Raw genomic sequence first — 16,891 nt, forward strand, 5'->3', positions numbered from 1 at the left:
AATTTAAAGGAGACAACATGAGTTCAGTACTTGCGAAAATGTCATTATGGCAAAAAATCTTTATCGGTCTAATCTTAGGTCTAGCTACAGGTTTAATATTTGGTGAACAAGCATTGGTTTTAAAACCACTTGGTACACTTTTTATTAATCTTATTAAGATGCTTATAGTTCCACTAATCTTTACTTCATTGATTACAGGTATTATTTCTATGGAAGACCTGACAAAAATGAAAAGAGTAGGGTTAAAAACATTTGTTATCTACTTACTTACAACAGCAGTAGCTATTACAATAGGTCTTGGATTTGGTACTATAATGGAGCCAGGTGTTGGTGTGTCTTTAACTACAACAGCAACGGTAACTGCAAAAACAGCACCGGCATTAATTGATACAATTTTAAATATGATTACGAAGAACCCAGTTGCTTCTTTAACAAACGGAAATATTTTACAAATTATTTTCTTTGCAATTATTCTAGGTATTTCTATTAATCTAGCGGGAGAAAAAGGCGAGCCAGTAGCAAAATTTTTCACTTCATTTTCTGAAGTAATGTATAAAATGACAGAGCTTGTTATTAAATTTGCTCCAATTGGTGTATTTGGTTTAATGGCTTGGGTAAGTGCTTCTTACGGACTTGATGTTCTAGTTGGACTTGGTAAGGTTATTTTAGTTGTTTACTTAGCATCTATAGTTCATGTATTACTAACTATGGGATTAAGTATTTCTCTGTTTGCAAAACTTTCTCCTTTTAAATTCTTCAAAGGAATTTTATCTGCGCAATCAGTTGCTTTTACAACAACAAGTTCATCAGGAACGCTTCCAGTAACTACTGATAATGTTGTAAATAATCTTGGTGTATCTAAACCAATTACAAGTTTTGTACTTCCTCTTGGAGCTACTATAAATATGGATGGAACAGCACTTTATCAAGGTGTTTGTGTTTTATTTGTTGCTCAAGCTTTTGGTATTGATTTGACTTTTGGTAATTACATCACTATTATCTTAACTGCTACATTAGCATCAATTGGTACTGCTGGTGTTCCAGGTGCTGGTCTTATTATGCTTTCATTAGTGTTGGCATCTGTTGGTTTACCTATCGAAGGTATTGCTATTATCGCTGGTATTGACCGTATCTTAGATATGGCTAGAACTACTGTAAATGTTACAGGTGACGCTATGGTTTCTTTACTAGTAGCAAAAAGTGAAGGCGAACTAAATGAAGATATATATAATGGAACTGCTGATTTACAAGCAAGTCCAGAGTTTATTAAATCATAAATTATAAAAAATACTAATACTAAACAAGATGACGAACTTTGTCGTCTTGTGCCAGTTTTTCACAAGAAATCATAAAATTTCAAAACTAATTTTCTTATTACGACTTTATAAAGACTATATCAAGTTTACTTATATTAAAATCAAATATATATTGTAATTATAGTCTTATTCTTAGATATAATTAGTTATAAACCAAATAGGAGACTTACCATGACAATCAGAAATAAAGTTCTTTTATCCGTATCCTTGATAGTTACAGTGATTTTAGTAGTTTTTTCTAGTATAGGTTACAACGAAGCAAATAAAGACATAAACCAAGCTATAGATGAAAAGCTTACTTATGAGCTTGATAAAGAAGTTGCAAAGATTGAAAACTTCATAAATGATAAAAAGCACCTAATAGATAATTTAGTGAGTGTCTTAGACGAAGTTGATTATAACGAAGCTACTCACTTAAAGTACATGGAAAAAACCAGAAAAGTTATGAATATATATGGTCTTTTGAGTGGTTTTTCTGATGGATCATATTTTGATACTTCTGGCTGGCTGCCTCCTAATGATGAATGGGATACTCGTAAAAGACCTTGGTATGTAGATACTATAAATACAACAGATGTTCAGGTTCAAGGTCCTATTGACTATATCGGTTCCGATGGCAATGAAATTATCTATATATTTGTTGGTAAAACAATGATGAAAGATAATAAACCATTTGGTGTTATTGGTTCTGAGATACATATTACAAGATTAAATGAAGATATCAAAAAAGAAAAAATTTTAAAGACAGGTTCCTTTTCTATTGTAAACAAAGAAGGTAAAATTCTTGTCCATCCAAATGAAAAATTACAAGGTAAAACTCTAAATGAAATTGGGCTTTCTGATCTTCATCGTGTGGTAACTTCGAATAAATCAGGTTCAATGTCTTACACATACAAGGGTGAAGAAAAAATAGCTTATTTTAAACCTTTAGCTAATGTTGATTGGGTAATGTTAGCAACACTCGATGAGAGTGAAGTTACTGAACCATTACAAGCTGTTTTAATGAAGTTTAGCATTGTTGGTGTTATTGGCTTGATTTTAACACTTTTAATAGTTTTTTTTATTATAAAAATATCTTTAGTTCCTCTTATTGAAATGAAAGCTCATGCTATAAACTTAGCAAGTGGAGAGGGTGATTTAACTAAGAGTCTTGAAGATAATAAAGGTGATGAAATCTCAAATGTTTCTAAAGAGATAAATACTTTTATTCAAAAAGTAAGAACTATTATTAAAGATGCAAAAAAATCAGCCGATGAGAATTCATCTGTTTCTCATGAACTTTCTACTACTGCAAATAAAGTTGGTAAAAGAGTAGAAGAGTCTACAAAACTTATATCTGAGACTACTGATATTTCAGAGAATATAAAAATTGAATTGGAAGCTTCATTACAAGAAGCAGATATTACAAAAAAAGAGATGCAAAAAGCAAATGAGTCACTGCAAAAAGCTCAAACTCAAATCTTGGACTTATCTAGTCGTGTAGAGAACTCTTCTCAAACAGAGATAGAACTTGCAGGTAAGATAGAACAATTAAGTCAAGATGCAGAACAAGTAAAAGATGTTTTAACTGTAATTAATGACATAGCTGACCAAACAAACTTACTAGCTCTAAACGCAGCTATTGAAGCAGCAAGAGCTGGAGAACATGGTCGAGGTTTCGCTGTAGTTGCTGATGAAGTTAGAAAACTTGCAGAACGTACTCAAAAGTCTCTTTTAGAAATCAATGCAACTATCAATGTTATAGTTCAAGCTATTTCTGATGCGAGTGAGCAAATGGGTAAAAACTCTGAAGATATACAGCAGTTATCAGAAGTAGCTAAAAGTGTTGAAACTGAAATTACTACTACTACCACTGTTATGAATCATGCAATGGACATCAATGAAATTATGATTAATAACTATATATCTACTGGAAAAAATGTTGATAATATAGTAAACAAAATCATTGATATAAATGAATACTCTAGTGAAAATGCTAGAAGTGTAGAAGAGATAGCATCTGCAAGTGAACATTTAAATAATATGACTGAGAATCTAAACTCAACTCTTAATCAGTTTAAAACTGATTAAGAGAACTTACATAAAGCAAATATAAAATATAAAAAATTATATTTTATATTTGCATCTCTCTGATTAAAGTCTTAAAAATAACAATACTGTTTAATGCCGTTAATTAGGGTGTTTAAGCTCTTGTGTTGGTACTATCTTTGCTTATTTAAAATTAACTTACTGGATAAAGCTTGAACTCAGAACAAAATTCTTTAGAAGCTATATCTATAAGTCAATTAAAGAATAAAAATATGATCTTTAGTAGATACTTTATCGATCATATGACTAATCTTCCCAATATATATCAACTCCGAAGAGACTTAGAAAATCAAGAAGAATTTACACTAATAATCTTCAATGTAGATAATTTTAGAATAATCAATAATTTTTACGGTTGTATGGTTGGTGATTATGTAATTGAAGAGCTTGGATCTTACTTTAAAAACAATCTTAAAAATCAAAAAATATATAGGCTTGCAGGTGATGAGTTTGCATTTGTAATAAAGAAAAAAATGTTCTTTTATGATATTGTAGGGGTGTGTTTAAAAAGTGAGTGATAAATTTTAGCGATTTATTTTGATTTAGTTCGTTATTTAGGGCTTTGTGGCGGTTTTTTCTAGGGTGTTGTTAAAAGGTTAGTGTTCAATTATTTTCCCCATTGATTAGTTTATGTCTATTTCTTCCCCAAACTATAGAAATTTCATTGTTTATATCAGGCTTATAATAGCCATGTAAGCGTTATTTGACCTAAGTAAGGAATATGGAAAAAAGTATGCCCTAATAGGCATTTATGAAGAGTTTAGAGTTGTTGTAAAGTTGTACAATACAACCTTACTTATACAACCAATACAACTTTTGCAATACAACCTACTAAACATCAATATTTAAAGTGTGGAGTTGTTGTAAAGTTGTGCAATGTAACCGAGTAATGTAACCAATGTAACCTTTAGTAATGTAACCTAGAAATAACTAAGTTACTTACTTTTTAAGAGCAAATAATTTTATTTTACTTCAAAAATATCTTTTGTTTTTGCATCAACTTTAGCTGTTACAACAGCTTTTACAATTGCACCAAAACTATTTTTACCTTTATATTTAGTTTCAACAAACATATAAGGTCTCTCCGTACCGTAGTAAACAAGTCTATAAGATGTATCTATATGTTCATAGCTAGAAGAATCTTGCATACTATTTTTAATTAACAATTCAAGAGGTCTATATGTTCCATCATAGGCACTAAAATCTTTAAATAGTTCAGCTGTATTATAATAGTCTTTTAATTTTCCATTAGATGAAGTATAGTCTTGATGACACCAGTCCATCATTTTTTCAATAGTAAAAGTTTTATCTTTATCATATATTAATTGTCCTAAACAATTGTAAAACATATCATTGTATGAACTAGGGATTTGTTTTTCTTTAACATATGAGGAAGTTATCTTTTTTAAAGAACCAAGAGATAATTGTGTAGCTTCTTTTAGTGTTTTATTTTTACTATTTTCATAAGTTGCTTCTTCACTTATTATTGCCGAAACAATCCAAATAAATACAAGCACAATTAAAACTCCACCAATAATATCTTTTGTAGATACGGTCGGATTTTTTTCTCCACAATGTGGGCATACTTTAGCCCCTTTAGCAACTTCTTTTTTACATGTCTTGCATGCTACTAATTTTGAACTCATTTTTTATCCTGTTATTTTAATAAAGTTGAACACTCAACTTGATGTTGTTTCAACTTATCTTTTTTAGTAATGATGTTATTATTGTTTTCATAATAAAAACACTTTTTAAAGTTATGCTCATTATTAACTATCATCTTCCAGTATGCATCTGGAATAGCTACTTTATTTTTACCTATTGTCTGTGGATTATCAGAGTAAATAACTCCATTAATAACAGTAGCCGTTCCAAGCTTATAAGCAATTGACCTTGCATATCGTTCAGCTTTTATCCATGTATAGCGATTTACTCTAGGAACTTGGGGTATTACATTTGCCATAGTATATGTTTTTCTCAAAACTTTTTTATCATAATCAAATGCTGCATCAGGAGCTAGGTGACCTCTGTTATAACCAGACTTTTTATAGTCACTTGATTTACTTCTATACTGCATAGATATAGTTTTTTCATTATAAAAACTTGCTCTTTTTTTGATATTCTTTTTATTTACTAAAGTACCATCTAATCTATATCCTACAAAGAGAGCACCTTTATTTTTATATGAATAACATATTTGAAGAACTTGTTTATCTATCACCTGATCACAGTTATTCTTATTTATAAAGTCTGAGATACTTGTAGCTTGTAGTTGAATATTTAAAAGTATAGCTATCAATAATATTTTAATCATAAATCCCCTTATTTTAGATTCTATCAAAGTGTCCGACGACACGACCTATTACTTTACAGGCTTCTATCTCATCACCTGCGAGTGGAATATCATCATCGTGAGGATTATCACTCACGAGTATCCACTCTTGCTTAGTTGGATGTATTTTTATGCGTTTAACAAGTATTCCATTAGTGCTTACTATGACATATACACCTTTGTCTTTAATAGTGTGGTCTTCATTCTCAAATGGATTGATGAAAAGTAGTTCACCTGATATGATTGTAGGAGTCATAGAGTCTCCAACTGCATTTATAATATGCAAGTTTTTAAACTCATTTATACCAAGTATCCCTTTTAAAAACTCTGTATCAAAAGACATTACAGTAGGTCTATTATCATAACTTAACCCACCTGCACCCATCGCTCCATATGTATCTTCGAAATAAGGAATGTTTATTTTATTGTCATCACTAACAGTAGCAATTTGACTAGTTCCAGTAATCATATCTCCATTACCTGTTAATAGCCAAGATTTATCAACATGGCAATAATTTGCTATATTAATAATTGAAGATGCTATCGGTTCATTCGAATTTTTCTCATAATTTTGTAATGTTCTCTTAGAAACACCGATTTTTTCACAGAATACATCTAAGCTAAAACCACCATACTCACGGGATTCTCTAATTCTTTTACCTATCATTTGCTACCTTTGTGGAAATATATTGCTACTTTGCTTAACTTATGTGGTAAATATTTACTATAATACATTTATTAATTAACAAAACTATACACGAAAGTAACTAATGTTTTGTTTAATTGAGTTATTAAGTGATTAATACAAATAGGAGGTAACTATGAGTTTAGAGTTTCAAAAAGAGATAACAAAAGCCCATAAAGAAGCCGTTGCAGACTTGATTGTTAACAAGATGGTTGACGGTAGAAACATTGACATCATGATTAGCTCTATCTCATCTCTGTTTGAGCATAAAAATGAAGCAGATGTTTTATCTTTAGCTATTCAAAAGGCTGGACTTACTTCACCTGTTATGGCAGGAGCTATCGCTAACAAATTGTTTAATAAGCAAGGTGCGAACTTTATCACTCCAACTAAAGTAGAAGGTAAATAGTATGAATGCAGATGTAAGAAAAAAGATAGGTGCAGAGCATAAAGATGCAGTTGCAGACCTAGTGGTTAACAAGATGGTTGACGGCATTAAGACTGAAAACTTAGTCATAGCTGTTTCATCTTTGTTTGAGAGTAAGGATGAAGTAGAAGTATTTTTTTTAGCACTTCAAAAAGGCGGCTTAAAGTCTCGTGTGATGTCTGAGACTATGGCTGCGTTTATAGTCTCTAAAAAAAAGGAGTTTGTTGTCACTGAAAAAAGTTGACAAAATAACACAACTATTTTTTTATAGTGTCATCAACTTTTCATAGAACTCTATTCGTAGAGTTTTATTGAGCGAGTTGCTCACAAGTAAACGAGAAAGCCAACCCGCAATGACCTCGTTTTACTTAAAGTCGGATTCACATACTTCCCTGATAGTAGAAGTTCTTTATCTATCAAAATATTTATTTTAAAGCTTTACCTGTAGAGCTTTTAGTAAATATAAAGGAGTATCTATGTTTAAGCCAAATGGTACAGTCATGATGATTGTTAATCTAGCTTTAGAGCTTGCAGATGAGAAGAAAAAAGTCAAGCAGCTTGAGAGAGATAATAAATGTTTATCAAATCTATTGCAGACTAAGCGAAGATTTGAGGTGAGAGGATGAGGAGTTTTGAAGAAACTGCTTATATAAATTCTAGAATAAAAAAAACTGAGAATAAAGTACTTCGTGCAAAAATGAAGGTTATAGAGAATCCGACATCTAGTAATTTCTTTTTTTATTATGGATGGCTGAGAGCATGGAAGAAAGCTTTATATGTATTGGTTGAAGACCCTTGGGGTGGAGACTAGTGGAACAAATTCCCCAAATCATAGCAGTATTCAGTTCGCAAATGGCACTTGTATTTTTCAAACATATAAATATACGAGTAATCGTAGCCAAGCAAGTAGAGAAAGCTATGTTTTATACATTTCTCATACAGGCTTCATGGCTTATTAGTAGTGCAATTGGAATCAATGCGTTTATAGGAGGTAATTACATTGTAGTTATTTTTTATTTAGCAGCTGGAGTACTTGGTACTTGGTTGAATTTTAAGATAAAGGTTTGAGATGAACACATATGAAAGAATATTTCAGCATGTAAAACCATCAAATATACAGAATGGTCATGCACTTAGGAACATTGAAAATAAAAAGAGTCTTGCTCTTGCGAAGAATGAGTTTAAAAAGATATTTGAAAATTTAAAATAAAGGTTTGAAAATGAAAATTAAAAAAGTAGATGAACTCTTTGCTGAGTGTGAATCCAAAGCATATCAATGCATAATAACATATTGTCAAAACAGAGGTTTACGTATAAAGATATACACTAAATACAATAGCACTAATGGCAATGAAATTTCAAATCTATATGAAGATGATTGGTGCAAAAATAGTAAAAAATTAGTTAAAAAAGCTTTGAAATGGACTAAAACCAAAGATGACTTTAGAAAAAAAAGAGAAGGCAGATGTTAGATTTTGAACTAATACTGGAATGCATCAGCGATTACAATAGTCAAATAACTATTTTTCAGCTACTTACGGCTGGAATTGATTTTGATGTTGAATGTTGTTCTGAAATAGTTGAACAACTCGAAAAACATTTTTGTGAAGAATAAACATCTTGAAGCTCTCAGTAGAGGGCTTTGACATGGGTATTTGTTATCCAAATTAAAATGAAGGAATTGAAATGGCGAAGAAAATAAATGAAGAGAATAGAACGGAACTTCGTAAGAAGTTTGATGAAGTGACATATTACGGATTTAAGGAATATGCTAGACGAAATAATATTACAGAATCTAGACTTGCTAGAGCACTCGGGAATAAGGTAAAAGCCTTTACTTATGAGACTATGGAAGTATATAAACAGCTTAAAACTGATGGTATTTATGAGGATGAGTTTTTCCCATGGGAGAAAGAATTCAAGGATAGAGAAGAGTCCAAGAAGAGTGCATAATGAATGCAGAAGAAAAACTTTTTACACAAAAGAGGTTAGGAAGAATATTAAACATTTCACATGTGGCTTTAGTAAAAAGACTAAAAAAAATTGAATGCTCTTTTATAAAAGTCATAGGCTCAACAAAGCCAGTCAAAGCTTATAAAGCAAATGATCTACCTGCTGACTATCAAAACAAATTGAAAGAAAGCGGTATAGAGATTGAATCTCAATCTGACAATAAAATTAACATTTCAAAAGCAAATGCAAATTTTACAAGTGTTTACCTTTTAGCAAAACCTATCAACCAAAGAAAAGCAGTTTTAAAGTGTCGCTTTGTTGAGTTTTATCTTGCACGAGATGCTAGTTTAAATGCTAACGAGTGGGTTGAAAAGACTCTTCATGACAACATGGACTTTGATTTACTTGGTAATGTTACTTATAAACAAGTGAGTGATTGGAAAAGTAAGTATCTTGAAGCTAAAGCAAAAGGTTTAAATGTTGTTGAGTGTTTCATAGATATAAGAGGTGCTAAGAAACACACTACTGCATTAAGTATAGAACAACAAGAGATGGCTGTACGATTTTTTCTTAAAAAGTCACACCCACTTATGACAAACATTCACTTTATAATGAGTGAACACTTTGGTGATGACATGCCGTCTTATGATGCTCTCAACAACTTTTATAAGCGATGGAAAAAAGAGAACCCACAAACATATCTCTTTAGTAAGTCTCCTGATAAATGGAAAAATAGCTTTTTAGTAGCCATTGGAGATGAGAGTGAAAAAGCCAAGTACCGTAATCATTATTGGGAGTTTGACGCAACACCTGCTGATGTCATTTGTAGTGATGGCAAACGCTACACAATCTTAGGACTCATAGACATCGCTACAAGGCGAAGCATCTTTATAGTTGAAGACTCTAACAGTTCTTTTGCGGTTAGTCGGCTACTTCGAGCAGGCATACTAAAGTTTGGTATACCTGAAAATATAGTGGTAGATAATGGTAAAGAGTTTGTGAGCAATCACTTTGAGAGTATGTGCCTAAACCTTGACATACAAGTTCATGTAACACCTCCATTTAGTGGAGATAAAAAGCCATTCGTTGAGAGAGTTTTTGGAACTTTAGCGAGAGGACTTTTTAGAGAACTGCATGGATTTATTGGTCACAATGTAGGGATGAGAGAAGAGATACAAGCTCGTAAGTCTTTTGGTCATAAGATTATGGCGAAGATGAAACATAACGCTGATTTGAGAACTAAAGAAGAAGAAAATGCCTATGCAAATCTTTGTAAGCTTTCTAAAGACAACATCGGCATAGAATTAGAGTTTGCCATTACAAAAGAACAACTTCAAAATTCCATAGAGACTTGGAACACTAAAAAGTATGAGCAAACATATCACGGTGGACTCAAAGAAAAACCTATCAACGCTTGGAACTCTTATTCTACACCTGTAGAGAGCATAAGTGATGAAAGTATGTTGGATCTACTTCTTGGAAAGTCTATGAAAAGAAAAGTAGGTAAAAAAGGCATAAACTTTGAGGGGTGCGAATATTGGGATAATGAGCTTAATGTTTGGATGGGTAAAGATGTAAAAATCATGCTTCGTGAAGACATGGGCGAAGTTATTGTTTATGACATAGAAAGTATGAAGCTTATATGTAAAGCGATAGACACGGTTCATAGTGGTCAAAGTAGAGAGATGGCAAGTCGAGCAAAGGCAGAGCAGAGAAAACTTGTTTCGCAGATGGCTAGGACAGTTAAAAAAGCTGTAGAGATGGATGATCCAACTCTTATGAGTGTTCTTGAAGCTAAAAAAGAGCAGATAATTGCCACAACAGTGGCTACTACGAAAAAGACAGCCGTAACAGAGATGCTACTAAATGAAAGTCACATTTTAGAAGCAAATGACAAAGAGAAACTAGAAGAATCAAATCATTACGATTTTAAAAACAAAGATGGAGAGGGTAAGCCTACTAAGATTTTAGAGGGTGGACGACCTGCGTTTACAAGTTTTAAAGATGACTTTCTTTGGTGTTTGAAAAATAACACTTGGAGTGAGAGAGATCTTCGCTCACGAAAGAAGAGACCAGATACATATGAAGATGCACTGGTTGAATTTAACAATAGGAAAATAGCATGAATATAAGTTTTATAGAATCAAGTAATTACATACTGCTCAAAGAAGCGATTAATGAGTTAAAAGCAAAAGAAAAAGAGTTAATGAGTGCTGCGAACATGGCACTCTTTGAGGGAACATTTGGTACTGGTAAAACATGGGCTATAGAGAGAGTTGCGATGGAACAAGAAAATTCTATAGTTTACTGGGTAGCTTCTGATACCTGGACAAAATCAAGTGTTATTAAAAAACTAGCTGAAGAGCTTGGTGCAAGTGGAGCTAATACGGCTGAACTTTTTGAAGATATTTGCGACAAGCAGAGAGTCGAACAGAGAGTAATCATAATAGATGAAGTAGAAAGAATCTTACTTGGAGATAAACATAAGATAGCTGAACTTTTTAGAGAATTAAGTGATGCAACATCTTGCGTGGTTGTGTTTATAGGGATGAGAGGTGTTGGTCTAAAATGGAAAAAATGGGATCATTATCACTCAAGACTTCAAATCACAAAACTAAGTGAAAATACATTTGAAGATATAAAAGCTTTTTGTGAAATGAGTGATGTTGAGATAGAGCCTGATGTAATTTTAAGCATTTATAAAAAATACAACAATTTTAGACTTACTAAAAGAGTTGTAGAAGGACTTGAGAAGTTTTGTGATGAAGAGAGGCTAGATGTTGTTGATATGAAGACTTATAAGCTCTCAAAGGTTGACAGATGATAAGTAGCAGACAGAGAATGTGGGATCTAATGAGAAGAGATAAAGTTTTTAAAGTTGAGAAGATTCTAGCCATACAATGTTTTAGCCAGCAGACGGTTAGAAATTTTTTAATTCCACTTGAAATTGCAGGTGCTTTATCAGCTCAAAAGAGATGTAAATTTTCTAAACGAATTTATATCTTAAATCCTGATAGAAATGAATACAAGGCACCCTCGGTAAATTTACAACGAGTTTATTTTCACAAAAGTGATACCAGCTGTGATATTGGAGCAAGAAGTTTGCTAAAAAAAGCTTTAAAGACAGGCATGAGTCAGCAAGGTGTTGCAGATAAAATTGGTACATCAAAAGCAACTGTAAATAGAGTGATACATAACAACTATCCAAATCCAGCGACCATATATAAGAAAATAAGAGAGTGTTTATGATTCCTGAATTAATTTTTGCAATAACAATACCATCATTTATATTAGGTTGGATAGGTTCTGAAGCATATAGCTTTTATAGAGACAGTAAAGATAGGAGATGGAAATGATGGTTAAAGGTTATAGAGACGGTACTTATTATTATATGAAGATTAGAACTTACAAGGATCTATTGTTGTTTACTGAGATGGTTGACTGGTATGTTTACATCTACTGAGCTATGTAGTGTAGAGGAGATTATAGAGCGTATAAAAGACATCATCTCTATACCCGTTGGAAATAGAAAAGTATTTGATAATGATGTTTCAATGGCACTTAATATGAGTCAGATGAACTTAGCTTCAAGGAAGAGACGAAATAAGATTCCATATGAAAATATTATTTTGTTTTGTGACAGATATGGGCATGACCCAATGAAAATAATTATGAAAAAAGAGTTGCTAGAGTCTATTTAAGAGTAAATAGACTCTATGGAGTTCTCCAAATTCCAATGCATCCGACGGGGTGCTAAAAAGAGTATTAAGATGGCGAAAAAAGACGATAATTTTTGGTTAAACAAAAAAGGCGAATCAGTTCATGAAGGTAATATCCCTATTACTGAGAAAATTAAAGATGAACTTGTTGAAAACTTAATCACTATAGCTAAGGATACCAGTGACACAATACTCTCATTTAAGGCTGAAGCACTTAGTCAAATTGAAGAATATTACCAGCTACTACTTCAAGAGTATAAAGTGGATGCTAAGGGTGAGTCAAAAAAAGGAAACTTAGCTATTGAAAACTATAGTGGTACTGCAAAGGTAACGATTACTGTAAGTGATCGTATTGCCTTTGATGAGAAACTTAGTATCGCAAAGGTTAAGATTGATGAGTTCTTGCATGAAGCTACAAAAAATGCAAGTCCAGATATTCAAACTCTTATCACTAAAGCATTTGATGTAGATAAAAAAGGCGACATAAATGCTAAGAAAATTTTAGCCTTAAAATCATATGACATCGCTCATCCAAAATGGCTTGAAGCTATGGCAATAATTGATGATGCAACAGAGATAGTGTCTAGCAAAAATTATATTAGATTTTATGCTAGAGAAAACATTGAAGATGAGTACAAACTTATTCCACTTGATATAGCAGGAGTTTAAGATGGATCTTTTTGATAGAGCTTTCGAAAATACAATAGGTCACGAAGGTGGTTATGTTGATGATTCAACAGACAATGGTGGAGAGACTAAGTTTGGTATTTCTAAGCGGTCTTATCCTGAGCTTGATATAAAAAATCTTTCTCAGAGCACAGCAAAATCAATCTACTATAAAGATTATTGGGACACTAAACAAGCGAATCTAAGTAGGCTACCTGATTCTATAGCGATTGAGGTTTTTGATACTGGTGTAAATATGGGTAGAGCAAGAGCCTTAAAAATGCTTCAAGAGGCTTTAAACCTACTCAATAGAAATGAATCTCGCTTTGATGATTTAGAAGTAGATGGTTGGATTGGTAATGCAACTATCAAAGCTATAGAAAAGACAAAAGAAAGTGAATTACTTAAGGTCTTAAATGGCTTACAGTTTGTGAAGTATTTAACTTTTGTGCAAAATAATCAGTCTCAAGAGCGATTCTTTGCTGGATGGATTAAAAGGACTTAGAGATGAATAGTGATTGTTGTAATGCATCATTAGCTGATAATTGTCCTTACTGTGGACTATGGTTTATTAACATAGAGTTCTTAGAAGAGCACATAAATAACGAATGTAAAAAACTAACTTCATAGAACTCACATTGGTGGGTTCTATTGAGCTTATTTAAAAGGAAAATTATGAGTTTATTTACACCAAATACAGGTGATAAGAAAATGGATGAAGCATACTTAAATCTTAAAGTGCATATAGACAAGTGTAAGACCTTTGATGAGTTTATACAACACTTTAACTACATTGTTAAAACTGATGATACAGAGCTGCTAAATAAATGGCTACTAAAAGTTTTGTATGTGAATATGAAGCTTGATAACACAGACAAACACGACTTTGATAAGTTGCTTGAGAGCGTTGATGAAGTCAAAAAACAAGAGTTGAAAAACTGGCTAGAAGTTAGCTTAAAAAAACAAGGAGAGAATATATGAAATTTAATTTTTTAAGAGGAAGTACACTTAATCAAAAAGATTTTATACTAGATAAACAAGAAGCATATATAGATGATTTTTTATATTCAAATAGTGTAACTTTGATATATTCACCTCCAAAGCAAGGTAAAACTTGGTTAGGTTATGGAATCACTATGACCCTTATTAAACGAGATGATGTTCAGGGTGTAATATATGTTGATATGGATAATGGACTTAGTTCTTTAAAAGAGAGAGCTATAGATGAAAAATTTATCAATCATCCTAAGATAGAGTATGTGAGTCGTGCAAAGATAGATTGTAGTTCTATTGAGTATCTTAGAAAAATAGTTACTGAAGCTACTATTGGAAACTATAAAGGTTACACTTTCTTTCTTGAGACAACTAAAGATTTTGTGGATACAGATAGCAAATCTCAAGCTGGTGCAACTATAATCATTATGCATCATGCAACAAAAGCAGGAAGAACTATATCTGGAGTTCAAGTATTTATTAACTCTCCAGATAATGTTTATGAAATGACACAAAAAGCTAGAGAAGAAAATAAGCTTCACTTTATGCTTAATGTAACTCATGCAAGAACACTTGTAAAAGATATAGGAGTAACAGTCAATACTCAGTCTCTTGAGCTTACAAAACTTGATGAAGTATATTCAACTATGAGTGAATATGAAGAGGAGTTTGTTAGAAAAGGCAAGGAGGCTTTAAAGAAAAATCCTGATGGATTAGGTCAAACAGAACTGCTAAAACATATTGGATATGAAAAAACTGATAAGACAGCTAGAGATTTACTTGAGAAATTTAACGATAAGTTTTGGAATAAAAATCAAGAAAAAAAAGGCAAACCAATAACTTACACTTCTATTTAGCTACAACCATTACAACCGCTACAACTCCTATTGTTGGGGTCGTATTATAGGGGTTGTAGGAGTTGTAACGGTTGTACTACTCTAAGAACTAGTTCATATTTTGTAAAACATCAACACTACTACCACTTCTCCCACATTATAAGGAAATCCAAAATGACACAAAGACAACAAATATATCACAAGTCACTAATAAAAGCTTTGCATATCTCAAGAAGATATAAAGAGTATTTTAAAGACAACAAAGATGAATATACAGAGTTACTTCAAGAAAGTTTTGGAGTTAATAGTTCTAAAGAACTTACTATCAATCAACTTATACTCTTCGTTGATTACATGAACTTCAAAGATGTTAAGTTACCAACATATGAAAAACGAAGTGATGAGTTTGGTGCTACATGTACTAAACCACAACTAGAGATGATGAAAGGCTTATGGAACGGTTTTGCAACAAATAAAACTGATGAAGCACTTCTAAAGTTTGCTAATCGTCAAGCTGGTAAAACATATTTACATCTACATATGCTTTCAAAACAAGAAGCTCAAAAAATCATACCTGTACATCACTAACTTCGACCTGTTCAAAGAGTTTTTTGATTTTGTGCGTAACCCAGACAACGATATAAACGCCACTGTAAAAGAATACGGTGGTTCTTCTTTCTACATCCCCTCTCATAAAACAACATTCCGAAATAACGAAATCATAGAAAAATACAAACAAGACGCTGGTAAAGTTGGTTTAGTAAAAGGGCTAGCTCGTGAGTATGATCTTACTGAGAGACAAATTTACGATATTACTAAAGAGTGTCGCACGCCTGGCTTATTTTAGTAAGCTTTCTTCCTTCATGTAATCCTCAACGATCTCCTGTAATTCATCTTTAGTATCGCTATAAAGTGTGCCATCGTTATGGATGGGCATAAAGGGGCGTGCTACAATCTTACCATCTGATGACCCAAACTGATGGACTACAGGATATGGATAACCACCTTTAGTCGCATTTAGTCCTATTTGAGCACTATCTTTTGAAGATTCAAATGTTAGTGTATCTCTTAGATCTCCGTTCTCATAAAGAATACTATCTTTATGTTTCTTCTTAGCTTTCTTAGTTGATGCCTTAAGTGGGTTCCAGCTTATACCATCTGGAGAGGTTTCATCTCTTAATGAGTTGAATGCAACATCATATAAATGATGAGCAAGCTCCGCCATGAGTGGGGCTGTATCATGTGCTTTGTTTGATATATATTTGAGCTTATTCTCTATCTCATCAAGACCTTTTACATCTATGGATACTTTCATTTTATAGCCTTTATGGTATAATTTCACTAGACTTCTAAGTAGGTAGTAAGTAGCATACGAATTGGCAATGGCTTGGTCAACCGGGTAAAGCTTTCATTTAACGGGTCAAATGCTTTCCGTTTACCTACTTCTTTTTATACTTCTTTTGTAATCTCTGTATTTGCTCATTCATTTTTGAACCTAAATTAAATAGACTCACTACGAAAATCTCATCTTTATCTTTAATATTTTTTATTACTAGTTGGTAATATGTTCCTAGTTCTTTGATAATAATATATTTATCGTCACCTTGAATGAAAACATTTTTAATCCCTTTTAACATCTGTGGCACGAGAGAATAATCAAAGGCTGTGATATTTTTATGCTTGAGATGTGATTGAACTGTATCACTGCTTAAAAAAACATTTTTATTAGTTCCAAATATATTACTTTTACACAGATTGACTTTTTTATTTTTCTTATCACGCCAATTCCAACAACAAGTGCAATTTCCACCTAAATTAGCTAGCTAATCTTTTACTCATTTCACTGAAAAACACTTCATACGGAGTTTTGTATTTG

General features: G+C 32.3%; 27 protein-coding genes. 22 read left to right on the forward strand and 5 right to left on the reverse strand.

The genetic code is table 11. From position 1 onward, the window contains the following. Positions 1-17: 17 nt before the first annotated feature. From QZZ48_RS04125 to QZZ48_RS04135, 3 genes are all read left to right on the forward strand, one after another. On the forward strand, positions 18-1,277 hold the full coding sequence (locus tag QZZ48_RS04125; protein ID WP_294962257.1) for a dicarboxylate/amino acid:cation symporter: 1,260 nt from the start codon (positions 18-20) through the stop codon (positions 1,275-1,277). Positions 1,278-1,487: 210 nt separating this feature from the next. Further along, on the forward strand, positions 1,488-3,386 hold the full coding sequence (locus QZZ48_RS04130) for a methyl-accepting chemotaxis protein (RefSeq protein WP_294962259.1): 1,899 nt from the start codon (positions 1,488-1,490) through the stop codon (positions 3,384-3,386). Positions 3,387-3,556: 170 nt separating this feature from the next. Beyond that, the gene (locus tag QZZ48_RS04135) at positions 3,557-3,922 is read left to right on the forward strand and encodes a diguanylate cyclase (protein WP_294962261.1); all 366 of its coding nucleotides are present in this window, start codon (positions 3,557-3,559) and stop codon (positions 3,920-3,922) included. Positions 3,923-4,366: 444 nt separating this feature from the next. Here the strand turns inward: QZZ48_RS04135 and QZZ48_RS04140 are convergent, their stop codons facing one another. The 3 genes from QZZ48_RS04140 to QZZ48_RS04150 are packed head-to-tail and all read right to left on the reverse strand — an operon-like array spanning position 4,367 to position 6,403. Next, positions 4,367-5,050, reverse strand: a complete 684-nt coding sequence (locus QZZ48_RS04140) for a hypothetical protein (RefSeq protein ID WP_294962263.1) — start codon at positions 5,048-5,050, stop codon at positions 4,367-4,369. An 11-nt stretch (positions 5,051-5,061) separates the two neighbouring features. After that, the gene (locus QZZ48_RS04145) at positions 5,062-5,718 is read right to left on the reverse strand and encodes a DNA/RNA non-specific endonuclease (protein ID WP_294962264.1); all 657 of its coding nucleotides are present in this window, start codon (positions 5,716-5,718) and stop codon (positions 5,062-5,064) included. A 13-nt stretch (positions 5,719-5,731) separates the two neighbouring features. Continuing rightward, on the reverse strand, positions 5,732-6,403 hold the full coding sequence (locus QZZ48_RS04150; RefSeq protein WP_294962265.1) for an XRE family transcriptional regulator: 672 nt from the start codon (positions 6,401-6,403) through the stop codon (positions 5,732-5,734). Between the two features lie 154 nt (positions 6,404-6,557). Between QZZ48_RS04150 and QZZ48_RS04155 the strand changes: the two genes are divergently transcribed. The 19 genes from QZZ48_RS04155 to QZZ48_RS04245 all read left to right on the forward strand — a co-directional run bounded on the left by QZZ48_RS04155 (position 6,558) and on the right by QZZ48_RS04245 (position 15,862). Further along, on the forward strand, positions 6,558-6,830 hold the full coding sequence (locus tag QZZ48_RS04155) for a hypothetical protein (RefSeq protein WP_294962268.1): 273 nt from the start codon (positions 6,558-6,560) through the stop codon (positions 6,828-6,830). A gap of 1 nt (position 6,831) precedes the next feature. After that, positions 6,832-7,092 carry a hypothetical protein gene (locus QZZ48_RS04160; RefSeq protein ID WP_294962270.1) on the forward strand — a complete coding sequence of 87 codons (261 nt, stop codon included), beginning with the start codon at positions 6,832-6,834 and terminating at the stop codon, positions 7,090-7,092. A gap of 232 nt (positions 7,093-7,324) precedes the next feature. Beyond that, positions 7,325-7,474, forward strand: a complete 150-nt coding sequence (locus QZZ48_RS04165; protein ID WP_294962272.1) for a hypothetical protein — start codon at positions 7,325-7,327, stop codon at positions 7,472-7,474. Beyond that, positions 7,471-7,659, forward strand: coding sequence for a hypothetical protein (locus QZZ48_RS04170; protein ID WP_294962273.1), 189 nt, complete (start codon positions 7,471-7,473; stop codon positions 7,657-7,659). The genes QZZ48_RS04165 and QZZ48_RS04170 overlap by 4 nt, the downstream gene beginning before the upstream one ends. Beyond that, positions 7,659-7,916: a hypothetical protein gene (locus tag QZZ48_RS04175; RefSeq protein ID WP_294962274.1), complete on the forward strand. Its 258-nt coding sequence runs from the start codon at positions 7,659-7,661 to the stop codon at positions 7,914-7,916. Before QZZ48_RS04170 ends, QZZ48_RS04175 begins: the two co-directional genes overlap by 1 nt. 1 nt (position 7,917) lies before the next feature. Continuing rightward, positions 7,918-8,058, forward strand: a complete 141-nt coding sequence (locus QZZ48_RS04180) for a hypothetical protein (RefSeq protein WP_294962275.1) — start codon at positions 7,918-7,920, stop codon at positions 8,056-8,058. Positions 8,059-8,068: 10 nt separating this feature from the next. Then, positions 8,069-8,320, forward strand: coding sequence for a hypothetical protein (locus QZZ48_RS04185; RefSeq protein WP_294962276.1), 252 nt, complete (start codon positions 8,069-8,071; stop codon positions 8,318-8,320). Between the two features lie 214 nt (positions 8,321-8,534). After that, a complete protein-coding gene (locus QZZ48_RS04190; protein ID WP_294962277.1) occupies positions 8,535-8,801 on the forward strand; it encodes a hypothetical protein in 267 nt (88 codons plus the stop codon). Beyond that, a complete protein-coding gene (locus tag QZZ48_RS04195) occupies positions 8,801-10,927 on the forward strand; it encodes a transposase family protein (protein WP_294962278.1) in 2,127 nt (708 codons plus the stop codon). The genes QZZ48_RS04190 and QZZ48_RS04195 overlap by 1 nt, the downstream gene beginning before the upstream one ends. Beyond that, complete coding sequence (locus QZZ48_RS04200) at positions 10,924-11,625, forward strand: ATP-binding protein (RefSeq protein WP_294962279.1); 702 nt, start codon at positions 10,924-10,926, stop codon at positions 11,623-11,625. Before QZZ48_RS04195 ends, QZZ48_RS04200 begins: the two co-directional genes overlap by 4 nt. Continuing rightward, positions 11,622-12,050, forward strand: coding sequence for a helix-turn-helix transcriptional regulator (locus QZZ48_RS04205; protein ID WP_294962280.1), 429 nt, complete (start codon positions 11,622-11,624; stop codon positions 12,048-12,050). The genes QZZ48_RS04200 and QZZ48_RS04205 overlap by 4 nt, the downstream gene beginning before the upstream one ends. Before the next feature lie 197 nt (positions 12,051-12,247). After that, a complete protein-coding gene (locus tag QZZ48_RS04210; protein ID WP_294962281.1) occupies positions 12,248-12,502 on the forward strand; it encodes a hypothetical protein in 255 nt (84 codons plus the stop codon). Between the two features lie 69 nt (positions 12,503-12,571). Beyond that, positions 12,572-13,189 (forward strand): DUF3164 family protein, encoded by a 618-nt coding sequence (locus QZZ48_RS04215; protein ID WP_294962282.1) that lies wholly within the window; start codon positions 12,572-12,574, stop codon positions 13,187-13,189. A 1-nt stretch (position 13,190) separates the two neighbouring features. Next, entirely contained in the window at positions 13,191-13,691 is a 501-nt protein-coding gene (locus QZZ48_RS04220; protein ID WP_294962283.1) for a glycoside hydrolase family 108 protein, read from the forward strand. Positions 13,692-13,693: 2 nt separating this feature from the next. Next, positions 13,694-13,816 carry a hypothetical protein gene (locus tag QZZ48_RS04225; RefSeq protein WP_294962284.1) on the forward strand — a complete coding sequence of 41 codons (123 nt, stop codon included), beginning with the start codon at positions 13,694-13,696 and terminating at the stop codon, positions 13,814-13,816. Positions 13,817-13,861: 45 nt separating this feature from the next. After that, positions 13,862-14,167, forward strand: a complete 306-nt coding sequence (locus tag QZZ48_RS04230) for a hypothetical protein (protein ID WP_294962285.1) — start codon at positions 13,862-13,864, stop codon at positions 14,165-14,167. Beyond that, on the forward strand, positions 14,164-15,036 hold the full coding sequence (locus tag QZZ48_RS04235) for a helicase DnaB (protein ID WP_294962286.1): 873 nt from the start codon (positions 14,164-14,166) through the stop codon (positions 15,034-15,036). Before QZZ48_RS04230 ends, QZZ48_RS04235 begins: the two co-directional genes overlap by 4 nt. Before the next feature lie 153 nt (positions 15,037-15,189). Beyond that, entirely contained in the window at positions 15,190-15,603 is a 414-nt protein-coding gene (locus tag QZZ48_RS04240) for a phage protein GemA/Gp16 family protein (protein ID WP_294962287.1), read from the forward strand. Positions 15,604-15,634: 31 nt separating this feature from the next. After that, entirely contained in the window at positions 15,635-15,862 is a 228-nt protein-coding gene (locus tag QZZ48_RS04245; RefSeq protein WP_294962289.1) for a Mor transcription activator family protein, read from the forward strand. Here QZZ48_RS04245 and QZZ48_RS04250 read toward each other — a convergent pair. Both QZZ48_RS04250 and QZZ48_RS04255 read right to left on the reverse strand, forming a co-directional pair. Continuing rightward, a complete protein-coding gene (locus tag QZZ48_RS04250) occupies positions 15,854-16,357 on the reverse strand; it encodes a phage virion morphogenesis protein (protein ID WP_294962291.1) in 504 nt (167 codons plus the stop codon). The two genes, QZZ48_RS04245 and QZZ48_RS04250, sit on opposite strands and share 9 nt — an antisense overlap. Before the next feature lie 97 nt (positions 16,358-16,454). After that, positions 16,455-16,652, reverse strand: a complete 198-nt coding sequence (locus QZZ48_RS04255; protein WP_294962293.1) for a hypothetical protein — start codon at positions 16,650-16,652, stop codon at positions 16,455-16,457. Between the last annotated feature and the right edge of the window lie 239 nt (positions 16,653-16,891).

Origin of the sequence: Sulfurimonas sp. (assembly GCF_016744025.1) — a bacterium.
Classification (GTDB): Bacteria; Campylobacterota; Campylobacteria; order Campylobacterales; family Sulfurimonadaceae; genus Sulfurimonas.